Annotated in this window: 21 protein-coding genes; 6 read left to right on the top strand and 15 right to left on the bottom strand. The window is 61.7% G+C overall.

Annotation, left to right across the window (positions count from 1 at the left end):
* The first annotated feature begins 352 nt into the window (after positions 1-352).
* Positions 353-904 (top strand): hypothetical protein, encoded by a 552-nt coding sequence (locus GH663_RS06445; protein ID WP_153130816.1) that lies wholly within the window; start codon positions 353-355, stop codon positions 902-904.
* A 65-nt stretch (positions 905-969) separates the two neighbouring features.
* On the opposite strand, the gene GH663_RS06440 is transcribed toward GH663_RS06445, so the two are convergent.
* The 8 genes from GH663_RS06440 to GH663_RS06405 form a co-directional block, all read right to left on the bottom strand.
* Positions 970-1287, bottom strand: a complete 318-nt coding sequence (locus tag GH663_RS06440; protein ID WP_153130815.1) for a hypothetical protein — start codon at positions 1285-1287, stop codon at positions 970-972.
* Between the two features lie 137 nt (positions 1288-1424).
* Positions 1425-3311 carry a family 2A encapsulin nanocompartment cargo protein cysteine desulfurase gene (locus tag GH663_RS06435; protein ID WP_153130814.1) on the bottom strand — a complete coding sequence of 629 codons (1887 nt, stop codon included), beginning with the start codon at positions 3309-3311 and terminating at the stop codon, positions 1425-1427.
* Positions 3286-4212 (bottom strand): family 2A encapsulin nanocompartment shell protein, encoded by a 927-nt coding sequence (locus GH663_RS06430; protein ID WP_153130813.1) that lies wholly within the window; start codon positions 4210-4212, stop codon positions 3286-3288. Before GH663_RS06430 ends, GH663_RS06435 begins: the two co-directional genes overlap by 26 nt.
* 106 nt (positions 4213-4318) lie before the next feature.
* The gene (locus GH663_RS06425) at positions 4319-4546 is read right to left on the bottom strand and encodes a helix-turn-helix domain-containing protein (RefSeq protein WP_153130812.1); all 228 of its coding nucleotides are present in this window, start codon (positions 4544-4546) and stop codon (positions 4319-4321) included.
* The gene (gene epsC / locus GH663_RS06420) at positions 4543-5508 is read right to left on the bottom strand and encodes a serine O-acetyltransferase EpsC (protein ID WP_153130811.1); all 966 of its coding nucleotides are present in this window, start codon (positions 5506-5508) and stop codon (positions 4543-4545) included. Before epsC ends, GH663_RS06425 begins: the two co-directional genes overlap by 4 nt.
* The gene (gene cysK, locus GH663_RS06415) at positions 5505-6482 is read right to left on the bottom strand and encodes a cysteine synthase A (RefSeq protein ID WP_153130810.1); all 978 of its coding nucleotides are present in this window, start codon (positions 6480-6482) and stop codon (positions 5505-5507) included. The genes epsC and cysK overlap by 4 nt, the downstream gene beginning before the upstream one ends.
* A gap of 27 nt (positions 6483-6509) precedes the next feature.
* On the bottom strand, positions 6510-7025 hold the full coding sequence (locus tag GH663_RS06410; RefSeq protein WP_153130809.1) for a rhodanese-like domain-containing protein: 516 nt from the start codon (positions 7023-7025) through the stop codon (positions 6510-6512).
* 350 nt (positions 7026-7375) lie between these two features.
* Positions 7376-7657 carry a DUF2325 domain-containing protein gene (locus tag GH663_RS06405; protein ID WP_153130808.1) on the bottom strand — a complete coding sequence of 94 codons (282 nt, stop codon included), beginning with the start codon at positions 7655-7657 and terminating at the stop codon, positions 7376-7378.
* Positions 7658-7913: 256 nt separating this feature from the next.
* Here GH663_RS06405 and GH663_RS06400 point away from each other — a divergent pair, with 256 nt between their 5' ends.
* The gene (locus tag GH663_RS06400) at positions 7914-8486 is read left to right on the top strand and encodes a cysteine dioxygenase family protein (RefSeq protein WP_153130807.1); all 573 of its coding nucleotides are present in this window, start codon (positions 7914-7916) and stop codon (positions 8484-8486) included.
* A gap of 2 nt (positions 8487-8488) precedes the next feature.
* Positions 8489-10072: a rhodanese homology domain-containing protein gene (locus tag GH663_RS06395; RefSeq protein ID WP_153130806.1), complete on the top strand. Its 1584-nt coding sequence runs from the start codon at positions 8489-8491 to the stop codon at positions 10070-10072.
* A 156-nt stretch (positions 10073-10228) separates the two neighbouring features.
* On the opposite strand, the gene GH663_RS06390 is transcribed toward GH663_RS06395, so the two are convergent.
* From GH663_RS06390 to GH663_RS06375, 4 genes are all read right to left on the bottom strand, one after another.
* A complete protein-coding gene (locus GH663_RS06390; protein ID WP_153130805.1) occupies positions 10229-10633 on the bottom strand; it encodes a hypothetical protein in 405 nt (134 codons plus the stop codon).
* The gene (locus GH663_RS06385; RefSeq protein ID WP_211371072.1) at positions 10630-10959 is read right to left on the bottom strand and encodes a hypothetical protein; all 330 of its coding nucleotides are present in this window, start codon (positions 10957-10959) and stop codon (positions 10630-10632) included. Before GH663_RS06385 ends, GH663_RS06390 begins: the two co-directional genes overlap by 4 nt.
* Before the next feature lie 72 nt (positions 10960-11031).
* Entirely contained in the window at positions 11032-11727 is a 696-nt protein-coding gene (locus tag GH663_RS06380) for an HNH endonuclease (protein WP_153130803.1), read from the bottom strand.
* A 366-nt stretch (positions 11728-12093) separates the two neighbouring features.
* Positions 12094-13214, bottom strand: a protein-coding gene (locus GH663_RS06375) for an IS3 family transposase (protein ID WP_153130802.1) whose coding sequence is annotated in 2 segments (ribosomal slippage) — positions 12094-12971 and positions 12971-13214 — 1122 coding nt in all. Because the reading frame shifts where the segments join, the coding sequence is not laid out codon by codon here.
* Positions 13215-13727: 513 nt separating this feature from the next.
* On the opposite strand from GH663_RS06375, the gene GH663_RS06370 reads away from it, so the two are divergent.
* Positions 13728-14156 (top strand): MaoC family dehydratase, encoded by a 429-nt coding sequence (locus tag GH663_RS06370; RefSeq protein WP_153130801.1) that lies wholly within the window; start codon positions 13728-13730, stop codon positions 14154-14156.
* 141 nt (positions 14157-14297) lie between these two features.
* On the opposite strand, the gene metX is transcribed toward GH663_RS06370, so the two are convergent.
* Both metX and GH663_RS06360 read right to left on the bottom strand, forming a co-directional pair.
* Positions 14298-15455 (bottom strand): homoserine O-acetyltransferase MetX, encoded by a 1158-nt coding sequence (metX, locus tag GH663_RS06365; protein ID WP_153130800.1) that lies wholly within the window; start codon positions 15453-15455, stop codon positions 14298-14300.
* Complete coding sequence (locus GH663_RS06360) at positions 15452-16780, bottom strand: O-acetylhomoserine aminocarboxypropyltransferase/cysteine synthase family protein (RefSeq protein WP_246181508.1); 1329 nt, start codon at positions 16778-16780, stop codon at positions 15452-15454. Before GH663_RS06360 ends, metX begins: the two co-directional genes overlap by 4 nt.
* 295 nt (positions 16781-17075) lie before the next feature.
* Between GH663_RS06360 and GH663_RS06355 the strand changes: the two genes are divergently transcribed.
* Complete coding sequence (locus GH663_RS06355) at positions 17076-18032, top strand: sulfonate ABC transporter substrate-binding protein (protein ID WP_211371070.1); 957 nt, start codon at positions 17076-17078, stop codon at positions 18030-18032.
* A 69-nt stretch (positions 18033-18101) separates the two neighbouring features.
* Positions 18102-19013 (top strand): TauD/TfdA dioxygenase family protein, encoded by a 912-nt coding sequence (locus GH663_RS06350; protein WP_153130798.1) that lies wholly within the window; start codon positions 18102-18104, stop codon positions 19011-19013.
* Here GH663_RS06350 and GH663_RS06345 read toward each other — a convergent pair.
* Positions 18988-19476, bottom strand: a complete 489-nt coding sequence (locus GH663_RS06345; protein ID WP_211371069.1) for a hypothetical protein — start codon at positions 19474-19476, stop codon at positions 18988-18990. The genes GH663_RS06350 and GH663_RS06345 overlap by 26 nt on opposite strands.
* Positions 19477-19480: the final 4 nt, after the last annotated feature.

The raw sequence follows: 19480 nt of genomic DNA, 5'->3' as shown, positions 1-19480 counted from the left end.
CGACACCTTCGGCGGCTGGCCGAAGGCGCAAAAGCGGCACTTCGCCGATGGCGGCACCTTCGACCAGATCTATCTGAAGAAATAGTCCGGGTACGCAGCCGAAGAAAACGCCTGCTTATTAGGCGGGCGACGCAAACCCCTTCTCAGACAATGGATTAGCGCAACTACCCCGGTCATACTCCCAGGCTTATCCACAGGAAATGTGAATAAGCGGGCGTTTTTGAGGGGAGCGGTCGTTTATCGCAAGAACTCACTGATAACGCCACGGGCAAGGTCGATTTTCAGAACGCAAATTCACCCCGAATAGTCTAAACAACGTGACTCCGACTGGCGAAAGAAGGAGGGTGAAGCGATGTTTAGTAAAGAGCGTTTTATCGAAGCCTGCCGTAGCGCGACAGCAGAGGGCCAAGGGGCAATTCGGGAATTGGTCGCGGAAGCGGCCAGCGATGGCGCCAAAGTCATCGCTGAATTAGGAGAACCCGAGCACGCGGGTATTAATCCAATCTACAGGTCACCAGAACTCACCATCATCAATTTTGTGTGGGCTCCCTGCATGAGTCTCATGCCACATAATCATCAGATGTTTTCAGTAGTCGGAATATATTCCGGCAGGGAAGATAATGTTTTCTGGGAAAGAACCCCAAAGGCAATCGAGGCGGTGGGGGCGCAATCACTGGGGGCCGGCGATGTCGCTATCCTCGACCGCGACGTTATCCACTCGGTCCTGAACCCCATTGCCAAAATGACCTGCGCCCTGCATGTTTATGGCGGCGATTTTTTCAGTCCTCCCACCCCTCGAAGCGCTTGGGACCATGAAACTTTGCTTGAGCAGCCGTGGGAAATCGCCAAGGTCAAGGAGTTATTCCAAGATGCGGAGGCGCGATTTAGGGTGCATCGTCGATAAGCGGTGGGCAACTGGTGTGACATGTCGCAATTTCAGTAACTAGTCGGGTTGCTCAAGCGCCTTGGTCAATAACGCGGTAGCGGCCGCTGGTCGTTGCAGCGGATCAGGATGTTACGGGTGCTGAAGGCGCCAGAATTGGGGTCGGTACTGCCTTTGCTGATCGCACGGCCGGTCGACAGCCCTTCCTTGGTCACCGTTTCGAAACCGTCGGTCCCACAGACTTCAGCTGCCTTCTCGAAACAGCTGTCGATGCTGAGGTCCCGCCAGTTGCAGCTGATCTTGTGACCGAACGTGCCATCGGCCAGATGCACGTCATCGACGGTGACGCATCCCGGCAGTGATGCCGTCGCGACCAGGCCGAGCAACAGAAAGGTTGAACGCATGATGGTCCTTGCCTCATGGGAGCGATGGATTTCTTTTTTTACATCCAGCGCCGGCTACAGGGCAAGTCCTGATTTTCCCCACACGATGAAAAAAGCCGATGTTTCCATCGGCTTTTTTCGCTCTGCAGGGTCGCCGATCAGGCTGCGATTTTGCCCTTGCCGCGCGCCAGCCGGCGGACGACGGCCAGCATGCGGTCGATTTCCTCGCAGGTGTTGTAGAAGGCCAGCGACGGACGCACGGTCGCTTCGACGCCGAAACGGCGCAGGATCGGCTGGGCACAGTGGTGGCCGGAGCGCACCGCGATGCCTTCCTCGTTCAGCGCCCGGCCAACTTCCTCGGTCGAGTAGCCGGCCAGCACGAAGGACGCGACGCTCGCCTTGTCCGCCGCCGTGCCGATCAGGCGCACGCCGGGAATCGAGGACAGGCCGCGCGTCGCATAGACCAGCAGGTCATGCTCGTAGCGGGCGATGTTCTCGATGCCGATGCGCTCCACATAGTCGAGCGCCGCACCGAGGCCCACGGCGTCGGCGATGTTGCCGGTACCGGCTTCGAACTTGTTCGGGGCCGCCTGGAACAGCGTCTTTTCGAAAGTGACGTCGGCGATCATGTTGCCGCCGCCCTGCCAGGGCGGCATCTGCTCCAACAGCGCCGCCTTGCCGTAGACCACGCCGATGCCAGTCGGCCCGAAGATCTTGTGGCCGGAGAAAACGAAGAAGTCGGCATCGAGTGCCTGCACGTTGACGCGCAAGTGCGAGACCGATTGCGCGCCATCGACCAGCACCTTGGCGCCGGCCGCGTGGGCCATGTCGATGACCTGTTTGATCGGCGTCACCGTCCCCAGCGCATTCGAGACCTGGGTCACCGACACCAGCTTGGTCTTCGGGTTGAGCAGTTTCTGCAGCTCGTCGAGCTTCAGTTGCCCCGTATCGTCGACCGGAATGACGCGGATCTTCGCGCCGACCTGCGCCGCCAGTTGCTGCCACGGCACGATGTTGGCGTGGTGTTCGAGCAGCGAGACGACGATCTCGTCGCCTTCGACGATGTTGGCCACGCCCCAGGTCTTGGCAACCAGGTTGATGGCTTCCGTCGCGCCGCGCACAAAGATGATCTCGTTGGCCGAACCGGCGCCGAGGAAACGCTGCACCTTGTTGCGGGCTGCCTCGTAGGCATCTGTCGCCCGCGCCGCCAGTTCATGCGCCGCCCGGTGAATGTTGGAATTCTCGTGGGCGTAGAAATAGGCGAGGCGGTCGATCACCGACTGCGGCTTCTGCGTCGTCGCGGCATTGTCGAACCAGACCAGCGGCTTGCCGTTGACGCGTTCCTGCAGGATCGGGAAATCGCGGCGCACGGCATTGACGTCGAAGGCCGGCCGGGCTGTCGGGCCGGCATCGGGCACCTTGGCCGCATCGAGGAAATAGAAATTGCCTGATTGCTGCGGTTGACCGCCGGAATCGGCCGATTTCCGGTCGCTACCGATATCCGCCAGCAGCGCCAGCAACTCGCCCTGCCCCGGCAGACCAAAACTCTGCGCGACGACCCGGTTTTCCGGCTTGGCCGGCGCACCACCCGACTGGGTATAAGGACTCGCCTCACCCAGGAAGTAGTACGGCGAAGTTGACGCAAATGCCGACGGAGAAACCGGCGCCTGCTCGGCAAATTGGCTCGGCGGTTGCGGCGGCGTGACGCTGGGTAGCGAGGCCGCGTAGGCTTCCGGCACGCCGAACTCGGCGCCGCCGCTACCCAGCGGATCGACCGGGTCCGGCGCAATCGGCAGCGGCGCGCCCCTCGGGCCGGACTGGATCAGGCTCGGTTCCGGCGCCGCGAATTTGCCAACCTCGCTGCCCGTACCAAGCGAAGTCGACTGGGCCGACTCGGCAAAGTGCAGCGACGGTTCGGGCGCGCCCGGCAGCCGCCGGAAGAATTCCGAGGCGAGCCGTCCAAGCGTGGCTTCGTCCGGGAGTCCGGACGGCAAACCGCCGCCCAGCCCCTCGACGCCATTACTTGTAGGTGTCGGGATATTCATGGTACTTGCCGATCTCCACGTCTTCGAGGACAGCCAGTGCATCCGGAACCAGCACGGCCAGCGAGCAATACAGCGAAATAAGGTAAGAGGCGATGGCGTTGCGGTTGATGCCCATGAAGCGCACCGACAGGCCCGGGCTTTGTTCGCCGGCGAGGCCCGGCTGGAACAGGCCGACGACGCCCTGACGCTTTTCGCCGACGCGCAGCAGAATGATCTTGGTCTTGCCGCCATCGACCGGGATCTTGTCCGACGGAACCAGCGGAATCCCGCGCCAGGTCAGGAACTGGGCGCCGAACAGGGAAACGGTCGGCGGCGGCACCCCACGCCGGGTACATTCGCGGCCGAAGGCGGCGATGGCCAGCGGGTGAGCCAGGAAAAAAGCGGGCTCTTTCCAGACCTTGCTCAGCAACTCGTCGAGATCGTCCGGAGTCGGGGCGCCGGTCAGCGTCGAAATGATCTGGTCGTCGGCAACGTTGGCCAGCAGGCCGTAGTCCGGGTTGTTGATCAGTTCGGATTCCTGACGTTCCTTGATCGTCTCAATGGTCAGGCGGAGCTGTTCCTTGATCTGGTCGTGCGGGCTGCTGTACAGGTCGGAGACGCGGGTATGCACGTCGAGGATGGTGTTGACCGCATTGAGGAAGTACTCGCGCGGCGCTTCGTCGTAATCGACGAAGGTGTTCGGCAGTTCGGATTCGTCGCGTTGCGAGCAGGCCACGCGGACCTCAGCTGGGTTCTTGACGGTATTCAGGCGGTAGATACCGGCTTCGACCGGCAGCCATTGCAGCAGGTGCACCAGCCAGCGCGGGCTGATGGTTGACAGCTGTGCCGTGGTCTTGGTGGCGTTCGCTAACTGCCGGGCGGCGTTGTCGCCCAGGGCCGTCGCTTCGGGATGTTGTGCCATGCAGAACTCCTTGGATCAGAAATGAAAATGTTTATATGAAAATCAGCTAAGCATTTTCGGCAGCCGACCGGCCTGCTTCAACATGCTATAGCCATCAACTGGCTGTTCAGGCCGCCCGGCGCTCGCAATGCGCAAGCAGTCCGGACAGGGAAATCTCCAGGGCGCCGGCCAGCTTGGCGGCCGTGGCGAGGGACGGAATTGCCCGGCCGCGCTCGACTTCACCGAGGTATGAACGGTTGAGATCGGCCTTTTCGGCCAGCAACTCCTGCGACCAGCCCTGCCGGTCGCGAAAGTGGCGGACCGCGGCGCCAAAGTCGTGGATCAGTTCGCTCATTGCCGTATCCTTCCGGCCCCGCCCGGCTCATGCTGCAGGCTGGCCTGCGAGACATGGCTGCCGGTCGGCACGCTGCGGGTCAGCCAGACATTGCCGCCAATGCTCGAACCGCGGCCGATGGTGATGCGGCCGAGGATGGTGGCGCCGGCATAGACGACGACTTCGTCCTCCAGAATCGGATGGCGCGGCGCCCCTTTTTCCAGCGCGCCGCTCTCGTCCTGCGTGAAGCGCTTGGCACCGAGCGTCACCGCCTGGTAGAGGCGGACGTTGCGGCCGATGATGGTGGTTTCGCCAATAACGACGCCGGTGCCGTGATCGATGAAGAAACCGGGCCCGATCCGGGCGCCGGGGTGGATGTCGATGCCGGTCGCCGAGTGGGCGATTTCGGCAATGATCCGGGCGACCAGCGGCACGCCCAGCGTGTACAGCGCGTGCGCCAGCCGGTAATGGATGACGGCCAGGATGCCCGGGTAGCAGAGCAGCACTTCATCGACACTGCGCGCCGCCGGGTCGCCCTGGTAGGCGGCCTCGACGTCGGCGTCGAGCAAGCCGCGCAGCGCCGGCAACTGCTGGGCGAAGGCCTTGACGATCTCGGCCGCCTGGGTCTCGACATCGTTCTTCTCCTCGCACTGCAGGCGCCGGTTGTAGCCCAGTTCGAGCTCGACCTGCTGGAACAGCGCATTCAGCGCCGTATCCAGCGTGTGCCCGACGTAGTAGTCCTCGCCTTCCTGATGCAGGTCGGGCGGCCCGAGGCGCATCGGAAACAGCGCGCCGCACAGCGACTCGGCAATTTCCTTGAGCGCCTCGCGCGACGGGAATTCGCGCACGGCGAATTCCAGGCTGCGCTGCTGGGCGGCACGCCAGCGATCACGCGCCGCGTGCAACTCGGCGACGATCCCCTTGACGCCCCAACCGCCGACCTGTTCGTAGGCCAGGGAGGAATTGGCGACGGGATGTCTCATGCCGGCAACCCGGCTTCGTTGAACAGGCCTTCGAAGAGAATCGAGCTGAGATAGCGCTCGCCGGAATCGGGCAGCACGACGACAATGGTCTTGCCGGCGTTCTCCGCTTTCTGCGCCAGACGAGCAGCGACCGCGACGGCGGCACCGCTCGAAATGCCGGAGATGATGCCCTCCTCCTTGGCCAGGCGCCGGGCGTAGAGCACCGCATCCTCATTGGACACCTGCTCGACGGCATCGACCAGCGACAGGTCGAGGACAGCCGGCACGAAACCGGCACCGATGCCCTGGATCTTGTGCGGTCCCGGCTTGATCGGTTCGCCGGCACGAGCCTGGGTCAGTACCGGGCTGGCCGTCGGCTCGACGGCGACCGACTGGATGGCCTTGCCCTGCGTTTGCTTGATATAGCGCGAAACGCCGGTGATCGTGCCGCCGGTGCCCACCCCGGAGACCAGGATATCGACGGCGCCGGCGGTGTCTTGCCAGATTTCAGGGCCGGTCGTCGCTTCGTGGATGGCCGGGTTGGCCGGGTTCTTGAACTGCTGCAGCAGCACGTATTTGTCGGGTTCGCCGGCGGCGATTTCCTCGGCCTTGGCGATCGCGCCGGCCATCCCCTTGGCGCCCTCGGTCAGCACCAGTTTGGCGCCAAAGGCGGTGAGCAGTTTGCGCCGCTCGATACTCATCGTCTCGGGCATGGTCAGCGTCAGCGGAATGCCCTTGGCGGCGGCGACGAAGGCCAGCGCGATGCCGGTGTTGCCGGAGGTCGGCTCGACCAGTTCCTTGCCCGGCCCGAGTAGGCCGCGCTGCTCGGCATCGTTGATCAGTGCCGCCCCGATCCGGCACTTGACCGAATAGGCCGGGTTGCGCCCTTCGATCTTGGCCAGCACGGTCGCCTGGGCGTCGTCGATGACGCGGTTGAGTTTGACCAGCGGTGTGCGGCCGATCGACTGCGAGTTATCTGCGAACCATTTGGACATGCTGTTTTCTCCCTGAATATTGATGAATCAGTCCTGAATCCACGGCAGACCGGCATTGCGCCAGCCGTTGAAGGCGCCGCGTCGCTGCTGTTCGTCGAGATCGCCCTCGAAACCTTCGAGGATGTTGAAGACATTCTTGAATCCGGCCTTGTGCGCCGCTTCGGCGGCCGCCGCCGAGCGCTTGCCGCTGCGACAGAGGAGCAGGACGACCTCGTCCTTGCCGGCCTTGGCTTCCAGCTCCTTGGCAAAGCGCGGATTGCGCGACAGCGACAGGCCGGTCATCCAGGCGACGTGCTGCGTTTCCGGCACATGGCCAACGAATTTGCGCTCCTCGGCGGTCCGTACATCGACCAGGGTGGCTTCGCCGCTGCTGAACAAGGCCCAGGCATCCTGCGGCGTGACGCTGCCGGCATAAGGCAAGCCTTCCTCGGCGGCACGCTGGCGGGCTTTTTCGAGGATGGGCGAGGCCGCGGCGAACCCCTCGCCGGCGAACGGCGGGCTGGCATGGGAAGGCTGCTGGACATCAAGCACGACATCGGACATGGAAATTCCTTTCGCATTCTTGGCGACCAGTATTCGCAATTCGGAATCGCTGGCCCGGGTTGGGATCGGCGTCGCCGCAAGTTGTGCGCTGACGTCTGTAGCCGCCAATTTATGCCCGGCAATTCATGCCAAAAACGAATAAAAATTTAGATCGTTATAACAATTGAACAAATAAGCTTGTCGGCTATAGCCACCCGAAACCAAGGCGCGGGCAGCCCCCGGACATTGCCCCTTACCCGCTATGACCGGCCTCTCGCGATCAGCGGCGCCGCAGCGCAGCCTGCCTGGCGGTCGACCAGCTTTCCTGAGCAAAATCCCTCCCCGCCCAGGGAGGTTTTCAGAGCCCCGGCTCAGGTGGCGACGCCGGCCAGGGCGCTGCTCAGTTGGCCGACGCAGCGCCGGCTGAAGACCACCGGCACGTCCATGTCGCTGGCTGAACGGCGAATCTTGCGGGCCAGGCCATGGTTGACGTAGTCCACCATGACCACCACAACGCGGGTGTCGACCGGAATCATCCGGTGGCACTCGCTCTGCTTGCGCCCGCTCCAGTGGCGAACCGGCTCGTAGCCTTGCTGGACCAGGAAATCCTTGTAGGTACCGACGCGATCACCGCCGACGATCAATGCAGCCATGCCGTGCTCCCCGTTGTTATGACAGCCTCAATCTAGCGGGCGCCCGGCGATGGCGGAACGAGCTTATTGTTCGATCGACATAAGCCCGGCCTTGATAAGCATGTATTGGCGATGCCATGGCGAAGACAAGAGCCTGGCGCGTACTTGATGGCGCCCCCGACATGATTAGCAAATATGGAATCCGTCTTTGCCCACGCTCTAGCGGCTTGTTAGCGTGAATGGAGCGGCAATGCCGCACATTCATAAGAGAAAACGCATGAGTCACAGCAAACTGCTTGATTTCGTCCAGGGCATCACCCGCCTGCTGGACAGCAATCCGAACGAGGAACTCATCCTCGCCCACGGCGAGAAGCTGCTCGCCGAACTGGTGGCAACCGACGACTGGCTGCCCGAGCAATTCGCCCGGCCGCATCCGCAGTATTACCAGCAGTACCTGCTCTACGCCGATCCGCTCGACCGCCTGTCGGTTGTCAGCTTCGTCTGGGGCCCGGGCCAGAAAACGCCGGTGCACGACCATTTGACCTGGGGGCTGGTCGGCGGCCTGCGCGGCCGCGAACGCGAAACGGCCTATGAAAAGCAGGCGGACGGCAGCTACCAGGCAAGCGGCAGCAGCCTGCTGCTGCCCGGCCAGACGACGGTGGTTTCGCCCACCATCGGCGATGTGCACGAAGTCGCCAACGACCTGGCCGACCAGCCGTCGATCAGCATCCACGTCTACGGGCGCAATATTGGCCGCATCGACCGCCATGTCTTCGATCCGCAAACCGGCGCCGCCAAATCCTTGGTCTCCGGCTACGCCAGCGCGGTCGTGCCCAACCTGTGGAGCTGAAGATGGGCACCATTCGTCGGGCCACCTATGAAGAAATCCGCAGCGCGCTGCTCGCCAAGCGCGAAATCGCGCTGCTCGATGTCCGCGAGGAAGATCCGCACGCCCAGGCGCACCCGCTCTTTGCCGCCAATTTCCCGCTGGCGCGCATCGAAACCAATGCCTACGCCAAGCTGCCGCGCCGCGATGTCGCCATCGTCACCCTCGATGACGGCGAGGGCGATGCCGAACGGGCCGCCCAGAAGCTGATCGAACTCGGCTACAGCGACGTCGCCACCTTCGCCGGCGGCGTTGCCGGCTGGGCGGCGGCGGACGGCGAGCTGTTCCGCGACGTCAACGTGCCGAGCAAGGCCTTTGGCGAACTGGTCGAGTCGATACGCCACACCCCGTCCTTCTCGGCCGAGGAAGTCCAGGCGCTGATCGATGCCCAGGCCGATGTGGTCATCGTCGATGCCCGCCGCGTCGACGAATACCGGACGATGAGCATTCCGACCGCGACCAGCGTGCCCGGTGCCGAACTGGTGCTGCGCGTCCCCACCCTCGCCCCGAATCCGACCACCCAGGTCATCGTCAATTGCGCCGGCCGCACGCGCAGCATCATCGGCACGCAGTCGCTGATCAACGCCGGCCTGCCCAATCCGGTCGCCGCGCTGCGCAACGGCACGATCGGCTGGACGCTGGCCGGGCAAGCGCTCGAACAGGGCCAGAATCGGCTGTTTCCGGCGGCCGACGCCGAAACTAGGCAAAAATCGGCGGCCGCCGCCCGGGCCGTCGCCGACCGCGCCGGCGTCAAGCAGACAACGCTTGGGGCACTCGCCGAATGGCGCCGCCAGACTGGGCGCACCACCTATTTCTTCGATGTCCGCACGCCGGAAGAGTACACCGCCGGCCACCTGCCCGGCTTCCGCTCGGTGCCGGGCGGTCAGTTGGTCCAGGAAACCGAGATGGTCGCCCCGGTGCGCGGCGCCCGCCTGGTGCTGGCCGACAGCGACGGGGTGCGGGCCAATATGAGCGCATCGTGGCTGGCCCAGATGGGCTGGGAGGTGCTCGTCGTCGATGGCCTGGTGCCGGCCGATCTGAGCGAAAGCGGCGCCTGGCAGGCCCCCCTGCCGCCGACGCCGGCGGTCGACTTCATTTCACCGGCAGAATTGGCCAAGGCCCTCGATGCTGGCCACACCGCTGCGCTCGACCTGACGCTGCACGCCAACTACGTGCGCGGCCACCTGCCCGGCGCCTGGTTTGTCCAGCGCTCGCGGCTGGCGGAAGCGCTCGGCAACATCCCGCCGGCCGAACGCTACGTGCTGACCTGCGCCACCAGCCAGCTAGCAGTGTTTGCCGCGGCCGAACTGGCAAGCCTGGTCGATGCCCCGGTGCAGGTCCTCGAGGGCGGTACCCAGGCCTGGCAGAAGGCCGGCCTGCCGCTGGAAAGCGGCCCGACCCGCCTCGCCTCGACGCCGACCGACCGCTACCGCCGGCCTTACGAGGGCACCGACAACCCGCGCGACGCCATGCAAGGCTATCTCGACTGGGAATTCGGCCTGGTCGAGCAACTCGGCCGCGACGGCACGCACGGCTTTTTCGTGATCTGAAAGCCGGATAAAAAAGGGGAATCCGTAATCTGTGGCCGATCGCAAAAAAGCATGATGCTTTGCACCAAACGGATTCCCTCTCCTGGCTCACATAAAACCGGTGAGCGGCTCAGTTCGCTTTTATGCTGATCATCTAGTCGTTTCCCTCGTTGGTCGCTATAGGTCTCGTCGATGTCCAGTAGGAATGTCCCACTCGGGAATCTGCTGCACAGGAATTCGCTGCACACCAGATATCTTGACTCGTTTCGCATTTGCGCTATTGATCGCGCAGGCAATTATTTCAATGTCAACATCTAAAGTTTCTAGGCAAATAGAACCAAGTGCTGTTGCCTTGCTTTTCGCTATGAACGAAATTGATTCCTCTTCCTGCACTGAAAGAATAGTGATATGCGCACATGGGTACAGATTAATTATTTCACTTTTGCACATAATCGCACTGCGGCAAGACACGGCAGACAGATTTTCGTGAACTATCAGCAAGTCGATGTCGCCATAACTTAGGCTTCCATCAAAAAACGAACCAAATCCATACACTTGAATGGGTTTGTTGTGGCAACTCATTTTTTGAGGCGCTCCCGCTCCGCTTCCGTCATGAATTCCCAGTGTCTTTTTAAATTTATTGCGGACATAAATCCGCTAATATCAAATACCCCGACCTTTTCTTTTTGGCACGCAATCTTCAATTCAAATGAATACCCACACCAATTAGAGTTGATTACTACCGCATCAACTGCGCCTAATTTTTGTGTCGTCTCATAATACTCGGCGCCGCCAAATGAGTAGCATTCGCAGACAAAAACCCTTAGAACTCGTCCATCATTCAAATACACGTCGTACAGACCGGTATCAGCTGCAGTTAGTCTGGCCACTTTATCGTGGTCTTTCATTCGCCTCTCAAAAAAGTTGTAATGGCCGTAATAACTAAGCCATGGGTATTCGCTGTTATGTGCTGGCATTGGCTACTCTTTAATTAAAATCTCAAAATCAATCGGGAATCTTTCCACTGCTTGGTAGGGCACCTCGTCTTGGACCCACCTTTCATAGCTATTGGTATGTGATAGAAATTTGCTGACGATATCTTGCCTACCTCGACCAAACATCGTTCTGTGCTGATTTAATAATTTGGCGATGACTCTATTGTTTGGGACGATTGTTGATAGTCGCTCTGACTTCCAAACCTCGCTAATTTCATTACTGTGCGGGTTCTTTTGGGCAAGCTCAGAGGTCGGCCCGTATTTTCCCCACGCCTGACGATTTTCTGCTAAGAGAATGGCTATGGCATCCTTTAGGTCATCCAGAAAGTTAATTGCCTTAGGCATCAGCGCTGCCAATATTTGTTGCTCATGGAGATTTTTGGCTTCTAGCAGCCAGGCAGTTAAGTATTTCGCCTCGTTTTCTGGCTTGTCTATTTCTGTGTGGTGATTCGGACACAAGAGTATTAGGTTCTCGTAGCCATCTCGCTCTTTATCTGTTTGGGTTAAATCATGCCGATTTGAGCCAGCTTCTTTTCCTTTGATGTGAGCCATTTCGCCCAAGGTATGGGGGGCTGACTCTGCAGCCCTTTCAACGGTCAGCCGTTTTTCGCATCCTGGGAACGAGCATCGTCCAGCAGCGTTTGACCATAACAACTTTATAGACTTTTCGGTAATCGCCATTGATATGTAATAGGTTATTAGTTTTCGTGATTATTGGATAGGCTTGGGGATCGAAGTTAAGTATATTAAAAAGAGACTAATGGGACCGCTCAATGATGGATAGAATGTCGACCTCGAAAGGATTTTGCCAATTATTCTGATGCCTATTTTTTCAGGTCTTTGTAAGGTCGCGTTTCCTCATATATCAATTATACCCACTCGGCATTATGCCAAAAAGCAACGGGCAGGTGCCAACGTTCACCAAAGCAGAGACCTGACAGCTCCCAGCCGCTCTGGAGCTAAACCTAATCGACTTTAGCAAACGGGGTGAGGTGCCCCCGGTTTTAGTGCCAAGGTCGTTTTAGTAAAAGTCCTTGGGTTGCACCGTTAAAGACATTCTTCGGCGGCTGGCTGGGCGGAAGTAGTTGCCCGATGCTCGGCCGCGAATTCTGCCGGGGTTTGATAGTTCAATGCGCTGTGCGGCCGATGCTGGTTGTAGTCTCGGCGCCAGGCGGCGATCAGGATACGAGCCTGCTGCAAGCTCGTAAACCAGTGGTCATTCAGGCATTCATCCCGGAAGCGTCCATTGAAGCTCTCGATGAACGCGTTCTGCGTGGGTTTGCCAGCCTGAATCAGCTTGAGCTGAACGCCATGCTGGCAGGCCCACTGGTCAAGCGCCTTGCCGGTAAATTCCGGCCCCTGGTCGGTTCGAATAGCCTTGGGGTAGCCCCGGAAGCGAGCCGCCTGGTCGAGGACGCGCGTCACGTAATGTCCTGAAATTCCGAAGTCGACCGCGAGATCAATGGCCTCCTTACTGAAGTCATCGACGATGGTCAGCACCTTGATCCGGCGACCATTGGCTAGGGCATCACTAACAAAATCCATCGACCAGACTTGGTTCGGCCCGGTGGGACGTTCCAAGGCCTGACGTTCGACTGCCACACCATGCCGCCGCTTGCGACGACGAACGGAGAGACCGGCATCGCTGTAGAGCCGATAAATCCGCTTGTGATTGGCCTGAACACCTTCTCGCCGAACCAGAGCATGCAAGCGGCGATAACCGAACCGGCGACGCTCGCCGGCCAGTTCGACCAGTCGGGCTTTCAACTGCTCGTTCTCTGGTTGCGCCTTGGACTCGTAATGCAGGACCGTGCGTGACAACCCCACCAGCTGGCAGGCACGGCGTTCGGAAATCACTGTCGCTTCCCGCATCACCATGACTGCCTCACGCTTTTGCTGGGGGCTCAGCGCTTTCGGCCTCATGCTGCCTTGAGCGCCTCGGCATCGAGGATCGATTCGGCCAGTAGGCGTTTGAGCTTGGCATTCTCTGCTTCTAGCTCCTTCAGGCGCTTTGCATCCGGAACTGACATCCCGCCGAATTTCGCCCGCCAGTTGTAGAACGAGGCATCACTGAAGCCGTGTTGCCGGCACAGTTCCTTGATCGCTACGCCAGCCTCGGCCTGCTGCAAAAAACCGATGATCTGCTCTTCTGAAAACCGCTTCTTCAAGTCCATTCTCCTTCTCGAAAACGGACTTTACTAAATCGCCAGTGGCACTGATTACGGGGGGCACCTCAATCGAGCAATCAGGCAGGATGAACGACCACTATGGGCCAATTAGTTCGAACGGCTGCTCATGGCCGAAATGCGGCAAACGACGACAGCAATACATTTATGCCGTCATAGCCCTGCGCTGCACAACAAAAAAACACGGACTACGGACAAAAAACAGCCCGTCACACCAGTGACGGGCTGAAAACGCAGGGCGTTGATGGAGAGAGACGTGAGCGCCGCGAAGCGACCACGGGCTCAATGTAACGGCTGTTCACGCAGCGGCGAACGACATCGTTCGTATAAGGAAACGCCTCGCCGCCATTGGTCCTTATCAGGATTCGCCGCCCCGGCGCAGCGAAGGATTCCTGATAAGCAACGCAGAAATACGTCGTTCGCAGGGTGGCGCCGGCTGACTAGCATGCGTCGCTCAGGCAGCAACCACCAACCCACTTACGACAAGGACAGAACATGAATTCACAAGGCGGATACGACATCCAGGACCTGCAAGCGGGCCAGACGGCCAGCGTCGCCAAGACGGTGACCGAGGCCGACATCATTCTCTACGCCGGGGTGTCGACCGACATCAACCCGGTACACCTCAACGAAGCCTTCGCGCAGACCACCGCCTTCAAGGGACGCATCGCGCACGGCATGCTGACCGCCGGCTTCATTTCGGCCGTCCTCGCCAACAAGCTGCCCGGGCCCGGCACGGTCTACCTCGGGCAGACGCTGAAATTCAAGGCGCCGGTGCGGCCCGGCGATACCGTCGTCGCCACCGCGACGATCAAGGAAGTGCTGGTCGAGAAACGGCGGGCCGTGGTCGAAACCATCTGCCGGGTTGGCGACACCGTCGTTGTCGAAGGCGAAGCCACCCTGCTCTGCACCAGCGCGGCCTGAGCCCGAAAACCGCTCAACTAAGGCAATGATTTTTGGATTTGTCGTTCCCGCGAAGGCGGGAACCCAGGCAACGTCTGGCTCCTGGATTCCCGCTTTCGCGGGAATGACGCTTAACTAAAATGCATTGCGGCCTGAGCCGCCTTACCAGGCAAACTTGAGGGGCGGCGCCACCGCCCTGCTTGCTTCCTCGTCGCCTGACTGGCGAGCCGGTTCCGCCGCTTCACCAGCCGGCAAACGGTCGACGAAACGCCGGATGCGCGGCTCGAAACTGGCCGAGTCGATCAGGAAACCATCGTGACCGTGTTCCGAATCGATCTCGAACAGTTCGCCGCGCGGCAGCAGGAACGCCAGGTTGGCCTGTTCCTCGGGCACATAGAGGGCGTCGGTGATTACCGAGCCAACCAGCACCGGCTGCCGGATCTGCTGCAGCACGTTTTCGTAGAGGCCGCGGTTGCGGCCCAAGTCGTGGCTGTCCATCGCGTCGAGCAGGCGCAGGTAGCAGTTGGCGTCGAAACGCTCGCCGAGCGCCTGGCCGTGGTGGCGCAACCAGCCGCGAATGGCCAGTTCGTCGGGCGCTGCTGCCCGGCCGGCGAAGATTTCGCGCCCGGAAGCCCGGCCGAAACGGACGGCCAGCGACGGCGGACTGCGATAGGTCACCATGGCCACCGCCCGCGCCGCGGCCAGCCCCCGGCGCGGCGGCCGGGCCGGCTCGTAGTGGCCCTCGGCGAACAGCGGATCGGCCGCCAGGGCCAGGCGCTGCGCCTCGCTCCAGGCGGCACACCAGGCCGAATGGCGGCCGCTGGCGGCGATGCTGACCACGGCCCCGACCCGCGCCGGATCGAGCAGCGCCCATTCGAGCGCCTGCAGGCCGCCCATCGAGCCACCAATGACGAAACGGATGCCGCGAATGCCGAGCCTGTCGGCCAGTTGCATCTGCAGCCGGACCTGGTCGCGCACCGTGATGGCCGGAAAACGGGCCCCCCAGCGCTTGCCGTCCGGCGCGATGCTGGCCGGCCCGGTCGTGCCGTAGCAACCGCCCAGCACATTGCTGCAGACGATGAAATACTTGTCCGGATCGAGCACCCGGCCCGGCCCGAACAGCGCCGCCCACCAGTCGTCGGCATCGGCCGAACCGGTCAGCGCATGGCAGACGATGACCGCATTGTCGCCGGCCGCGTTTAGCCGGCCCCAGGTCCGGAAGGCGATCTTGACGCCGGCCAGTTCGACGCCCGACTCAAGGACAAATGGCTGGCCCGCGGCCAGCCATTGCGTCCCGTCCGAGATGCGGAAAGCGGTCATGCCGCGGCGTTGAGGGCCGAGCGACGCAGGGCGTGATCGAAATCGGCCTTGATGTCGTCGATGTGCTCGATGCCGACCGAGACGCGGACCAGGTCGGGCCGGACGCCTGCCGCCTTCTGCTCGGCTTCGGACAACTGCTGGTGCGTCGTCGAGGCCGGGTTGATGACCAGCGTCTTGGCATCGCCGACATTGGCCAGGTGGCTGGCCAGCTCAACGTGGTCGATGAAGCGCTGGGCCGCGCTGGCGCCGCCCTTGATGCCGAAGTTGAGCACCGCGCCGAAACCGTTGCGCAGGTATTTCTTCGCCTTGGCATGGTAGGGGCTTTCTTCCAGGCCGTTGTACTCGACCCATGCCACCTGCGGATGCGACTTCAGCCACTGGGCCAGTGCCAGCGCGTTGTCGACATGGCGCTGGACACGAAGTGACAGCGTCTCGATGCCCTGGATCAGCTGGAAAGCGTTGAATGGCGACAGGCTGGGACCGATGTCGCGCAAGCCTTCGACGCGGGCGCGGATGGCGAAGGCGATATTGCCGAAGGGACCGCCGGCGCCGAACACTTCCCAGAAGTTGAGGCCGTGGTAGCCGGGCGCCGGGTCGGTGAAGAGCGGGAACTTGCCGTTGCCCCAGTTGAACTTGCCGGCATCGATGACGACGCCGCCGACCGAGGTGCCGTGGCCGCCGATCCACTTGGTGGCCGACTCGACGACGATGTCTGCACCGTGGTCGATCGGCCGGGCGATGTAGCCGCCGGCGCCGAAGGTGTTATCGACGATCAGCGGAATGCCGTGGTCGTGGGCGATCTTGGCGATGGCTTCGAAATCGGGCACCGAGAAGCTCGGGTTGCCGAGGGTCTCGACGTAAATTGCCTTGGTTTGGTCGTCGACCGCCGCCTTGAAGGCTTCCGGGCTGTCGCCATCGACGAATTTGACGTTGATGCCGAGGCGCGGCAAGGCGACTTTGAACTGGTTGTAGGTGCCGCCGTACAGGTGGCTGCTGGCGACGATGTTGTCGCCGGCCTGGGCAATGGTGGTGATGGCCAGGAACTGCGCCGCCTGGCCGGAACTGGTTGCGACCGCGGCAACGCCGCCTTCGAGCGCGGCGATGCGCTGCTCGAAGACGTCGGTGGTCGGATTCATGATCCGTGTGTAGATGTTGCCGAATTCCTTCAGCGCGAACAGCTTGGCGCCATGGTCGGCGCTGTTGAAGGTGTAGGACGTCGTCTGGTAGATCGGCACGGCGCGGGCATTGGTGCCCGGCGCCGGCTGCTGGCCGGCATGGACCTGCAGCGTTTCGAAACGGTAGTTGCGCTTGATGTCGTCGCTCACGGTAGTGCTCCCTGGCGTGCTGGCCGGTTCCGCGAGCTGTTCGCGGACCGACGATTTGATTGAGGAAAGGATTTTCTGGACGAGGCCCATGGTTGTGCTCCTGTGGTGTCGCGCTGGAAAAGCGGGCATCGCCCGGTGCGGCACACCTTAGCGAGCCGGCGGCCGATTCCTAACGAAGAAAATGGCAAATGCTTATTCAGTGGCCCGGCCATAACTTCAAAAGGAATTCGTCGTTCGCACCGAACAGGGCTTGCCGGAGACTTTGCCGACACTCTCAAACCGCAAAGGAAGTCCCGTGAAACGCCAGTTCCTCAAGCAAGCCCTCGGTCTCGCCCTCGGCCTTAGCGTCCTCTCGCTGTCACCGGCGGTGCACGCCGAATACAACCCGAAATTGCTGCGCATCGGCTTCCAGAAGTCGGCCAGCCTGCTCACCCTGCTCAAGGCCGAAGGCACGCTGGAAAAGCGCCTGGCGGCCAAGGGCGTCGAGGTCAAGTGGGTCGAGTTTCCGGCCGGGCCGCAACTGCTCGAAGGACTCAATGTCGGCGCCATCGATTTCGGCTACGTCGGCGAGGCGCCGCCCATCTTCGCCCAGGCGGCCGGTGCCAATTTCGTCTATGTCGGCCATGAGGAAACGGCGCCGCGGGCCGAAGCGCTGATCGTCCAGAAGGATTCGCCGATCAAGAGCGTCGCCGATCTGAAGGGCAAGAAGATTGCGCTGAACAAGGGCTCCAACGTGCATTACCTGCTGGTCAAGCTGCTCGAAAAACACGGCCTGAAATACAGCGACATCCAGCCGACCTTCCTGCCGCCGGCCGACGCCCGCGCCGCCTTCGAACGCGGCAGCGTCGATGCCTGGGTGATCTGGGACCCTTACACGGCAGCTGCCCAGCAGCAGATTGGCGCGCGCATCCTGGCCGACGGCAGCGGGGTCGTGAACAACTACGCCTTTTTCCTGGCCGAACGGCAGTTCGCCAGCCAGCGCTCGGATGTCATCAAGGACCTGTTCGAGGTGCTGCAGCAGACCGGTCAGTGGATCAACGGCAACTACAAGCCGGCGGCCGCCAAGCTGGCGCCGCTGCAAGGTCTCGATCCGCAGGTCGTCGAGCAGACGATCCGCAACTACAGCAATCTCGTCAAACCGATCAGCCCGTCGGTAATCGAGGCCCAGCAGAAGCTCGGCGACACCTTCTTCGAGCTGAAGCTGATCCCGAAGGCGATCGTCGTCAAGGACGCGACGCTGGCCATCAGGTAAGCCTTTTGCCGTACCCCGGGCGGCCGACAAAAACCGGGCCGGCCGGGCTTTCATCTCAGGGAGAACAACATGAGTTTTTATCAGGACTACAACGACAAGCTCGCTTTCGAGCAGTGGAACAGCCGGCCACGGCCGTTTTACCGGCATATCGAAGTGACGCCGATCTCGCCGGCCCTCGGTGCCGAGGTTTCCGGCATCGACCTGCGCCAGGACGTAACGCCGGAGCAACTGGCCGAAATACGCGCCGCCATCGCCGACAATCTGGTCCTCGTCTTCCGCAATCAGGAAATCGACGGCGAACAGCACAAGCGCTTTGCCCGCCATTTCGGCACCCTGCACCGCCATCTGCTCGGCGCCGACAAGGCCTGGAACGCGGCCGAACGCGACCCGGAAGTACTGGCCTGGCGCACCGGCAAGTCCTCGCGCTTCACCGCCGGCGATGCCTGGCACAACGACGTTTCCTGCGACGCCGAGCCGATCTGGGGCTCCTTCCTGCGCGTCACTCGGCTACCGGAAATCGGCGGCGGCGATACCGCCTTCGCCAATCTGCATCTCGCCTACGAATCGCTGTCCGACCCGATCAAGGCCCTGCTCGACGGCCTGACCGCCGTCCATGACGGCCAGGAAGGCTGGAGCAACGGGTATGGCTCGAAGCCGGAAGCCGGCCAGGAATTTCCGGCGACGGAGCACCCGGTCGTCGCGCGCCACCCAGTGACCGGCCGCAAGTTCCTCTTCGTCAATGCCGCATTCACCTCGCACATCGTCCAGCTCACCCGGGCCGAAAGCGACGCCCTGCTGCAACTGCTCTTCCGCCACGTCGAAAAGCACCTGTCCTTCCAGACCCGTATCCACTGGCAACCGAACACCCTGCTCTTCTGGGACAACTGGGCCACCCAGCACCACGCGGTCTGGGACTACTACCCCTTCGAGCGCTGGGGCGAACGGGTCTCGGCCTTCATCGGCCACGGGCCGCAGAAATAAGATCCGGCCCGGATAAACCAACGGCGAGCTGTCCGGCTCGCCGTTCGGCTGGCTGTGGCGCAGTACCCGGCAAATGGCAATCGTTGGCCAGGGGCTTGCTGGTCTTGCCATCCAGCAGCAGGCCCTTCCACGGCAGATCGACCCAGATCATCTTGCCAGCCTTGTCCTTGAAGCGCGGCAGCCCGGACGATGAGGGATCGCGCTCCAACTGGTAATTCTTGCCATTCCAGCCGAGCAGGATGCTGTAATTGACCTTTTCCCGGTATTCACGTTCGATCTTGACGCTCTTGCCGAGCTCGCAATTGTAATTGCCACTGGCCAGGGCGAGGTCAAGCTGGCCATTGCGATGCGAAATCTGCGGGGCTGGGTCCAGAACGCCCGCTTCCGGTGCCGGCGGCGGGCTGGAACAGGCGGCCAGAGCCAGGCACAAGGCAGGCAGGGTCAGCAGTGAAACATGATTCATTGGG

This window comes from Dechloromonas hortensis, from assembly GCF_009469765.1.
Classification (GTDB): Bacteria; Pseudomonadota; Gammaproteobacteria; order Burkholderiales; family Rhodocyclaceae; genus Azonexus; species Azonexus hortensis.
Note: the sequence above shows the minus strand (reverse complement) of the source record. Positions and strands in the feature narration are given on the sequence as shown.

Bases quoted from the DNA above. Each gene is read 5' to 3' on its own strand.
- GH663_RS06380 (WP_153130803.1), bottom strand. From the start codon at position 11,727: ATGGCGATTACCGAAAAGTCTATAAAGTTGTTATGGTCAAACGCTGCT.
- GH663_RS06350 (WP_153130798.1), top strand. From the start codon at position 18,102: ATGAGTTTTTATCAGGACTACAACGACAAGCTCGCTTTCGAGCAGTGG.
- GH663_RS06370 (WP_153130801.1), top strand. From the start codon at position 13,728: ATGAATTCACAAGGCGGATACGACATCCAGGACCTGCAAGCGGGCCAG.
- GH663_RS06440 (WP_153130815.1), bottom strand. From the start codon at position 1,287: ATGCGTTCAACCTTTCTGTTGCTCGGCCTGGTCGCGACGGCATCACTG.
- GH663_RS06445 (WP_153130816.1), top strand. From the start codon at position 353: ATGTTTAGTAAAGAGCGTTTTATCGAAGCCTGCCGTAGCGCGACAGCA.
- GH663_RS06395 (WP_153130806.1), top strand. From the start codon at position 8,489: ATGGGCACCATTCGTCGGGCCACCTATGAAGAAATCCGCAGCGCGCTG.
- epsC (WP_153130811.1), bottom strand. From the start codon at position 5,508: ATGAGACATCCCGTCGCCAATTCCTCCCTGGCCTACGAACAGGTCGGC.
- GH663_RS06400 (WP_153130807.1), top strand. From the start codon at position 7,914: ATGAGTCACAGCAAACTGCTTGATTTCGTCCAGGGCATCACCCGCCTG.
- GH663_RS06345 (WP_211371069.1), bottom strand. From the start codon at position 19,476: ATGAATCATGTTTCACTGCTGACCCTGCCTGCCTTGTGCCTGGCTCTG.
- GH663_RS06385 (WP_211371072.1), bottom strand. From the start codon at position 10,959: ATGAAAGACCACGATAAAGTGGCCAGACTAACTGCAGCTGATACCGGT.
- GH663_RS06410 (WP_153130809.1), bottom strand. From the start codon at position 7,025: ATGTCCGATGTCGTGCTTGATGTCCAGCAGCCTTCCCATGCCAGCCCG.
- metX (WP_153130800.1), bottom strand. From the start codon at position 15,455: ATGACCGCTTTCCGCATCTCGGACGGGACGCAATGGCTGGCCGCGGGC.
- GH663_RS06435 (WP_153130814.1), bottom strand. From the start codon at position 3,311: ATGAATATCCCGACACCTACAAGTAATGGCGTCGAGGGGCTGGGCGGC.
- GH663_RS06405 (WP_153130808.1), bottom strand. From the start codon at position 7,657: ATGGCTGCATTGATCGTCGGCGGTGATCGCGTCGGTACCTACAAGGAT.
- GH663_RS06390 (WP_153130805.1), bottom strand. From the start codon at position 10,633: ATGAGTTGCCACAACAAACCCATTCAAGTGTATGGATTTGGTTCGTTT.
- GH663_RS06430 (WP_153130813.1), bottom strand. From the start codon at position 4,212: ATGGCACAACATCCCGAAGCGACGGCCCTGGGCGACAACGCCGCCCGG.
- cysK (WP_153130810.1), bottom strand. From the start codon at position 6,482: ATGTCCAAATGGTTCGCAGATAACTCGCAGTCGATCGGCCGCACACCG.
- GH663_RS06425 (WP_153130812.1), bottom strand. From the start codon at position 4,546: ATGAGCGAACTGATCCACGACTTTGGCGCCGCGGTCCGCCACTTTCGC.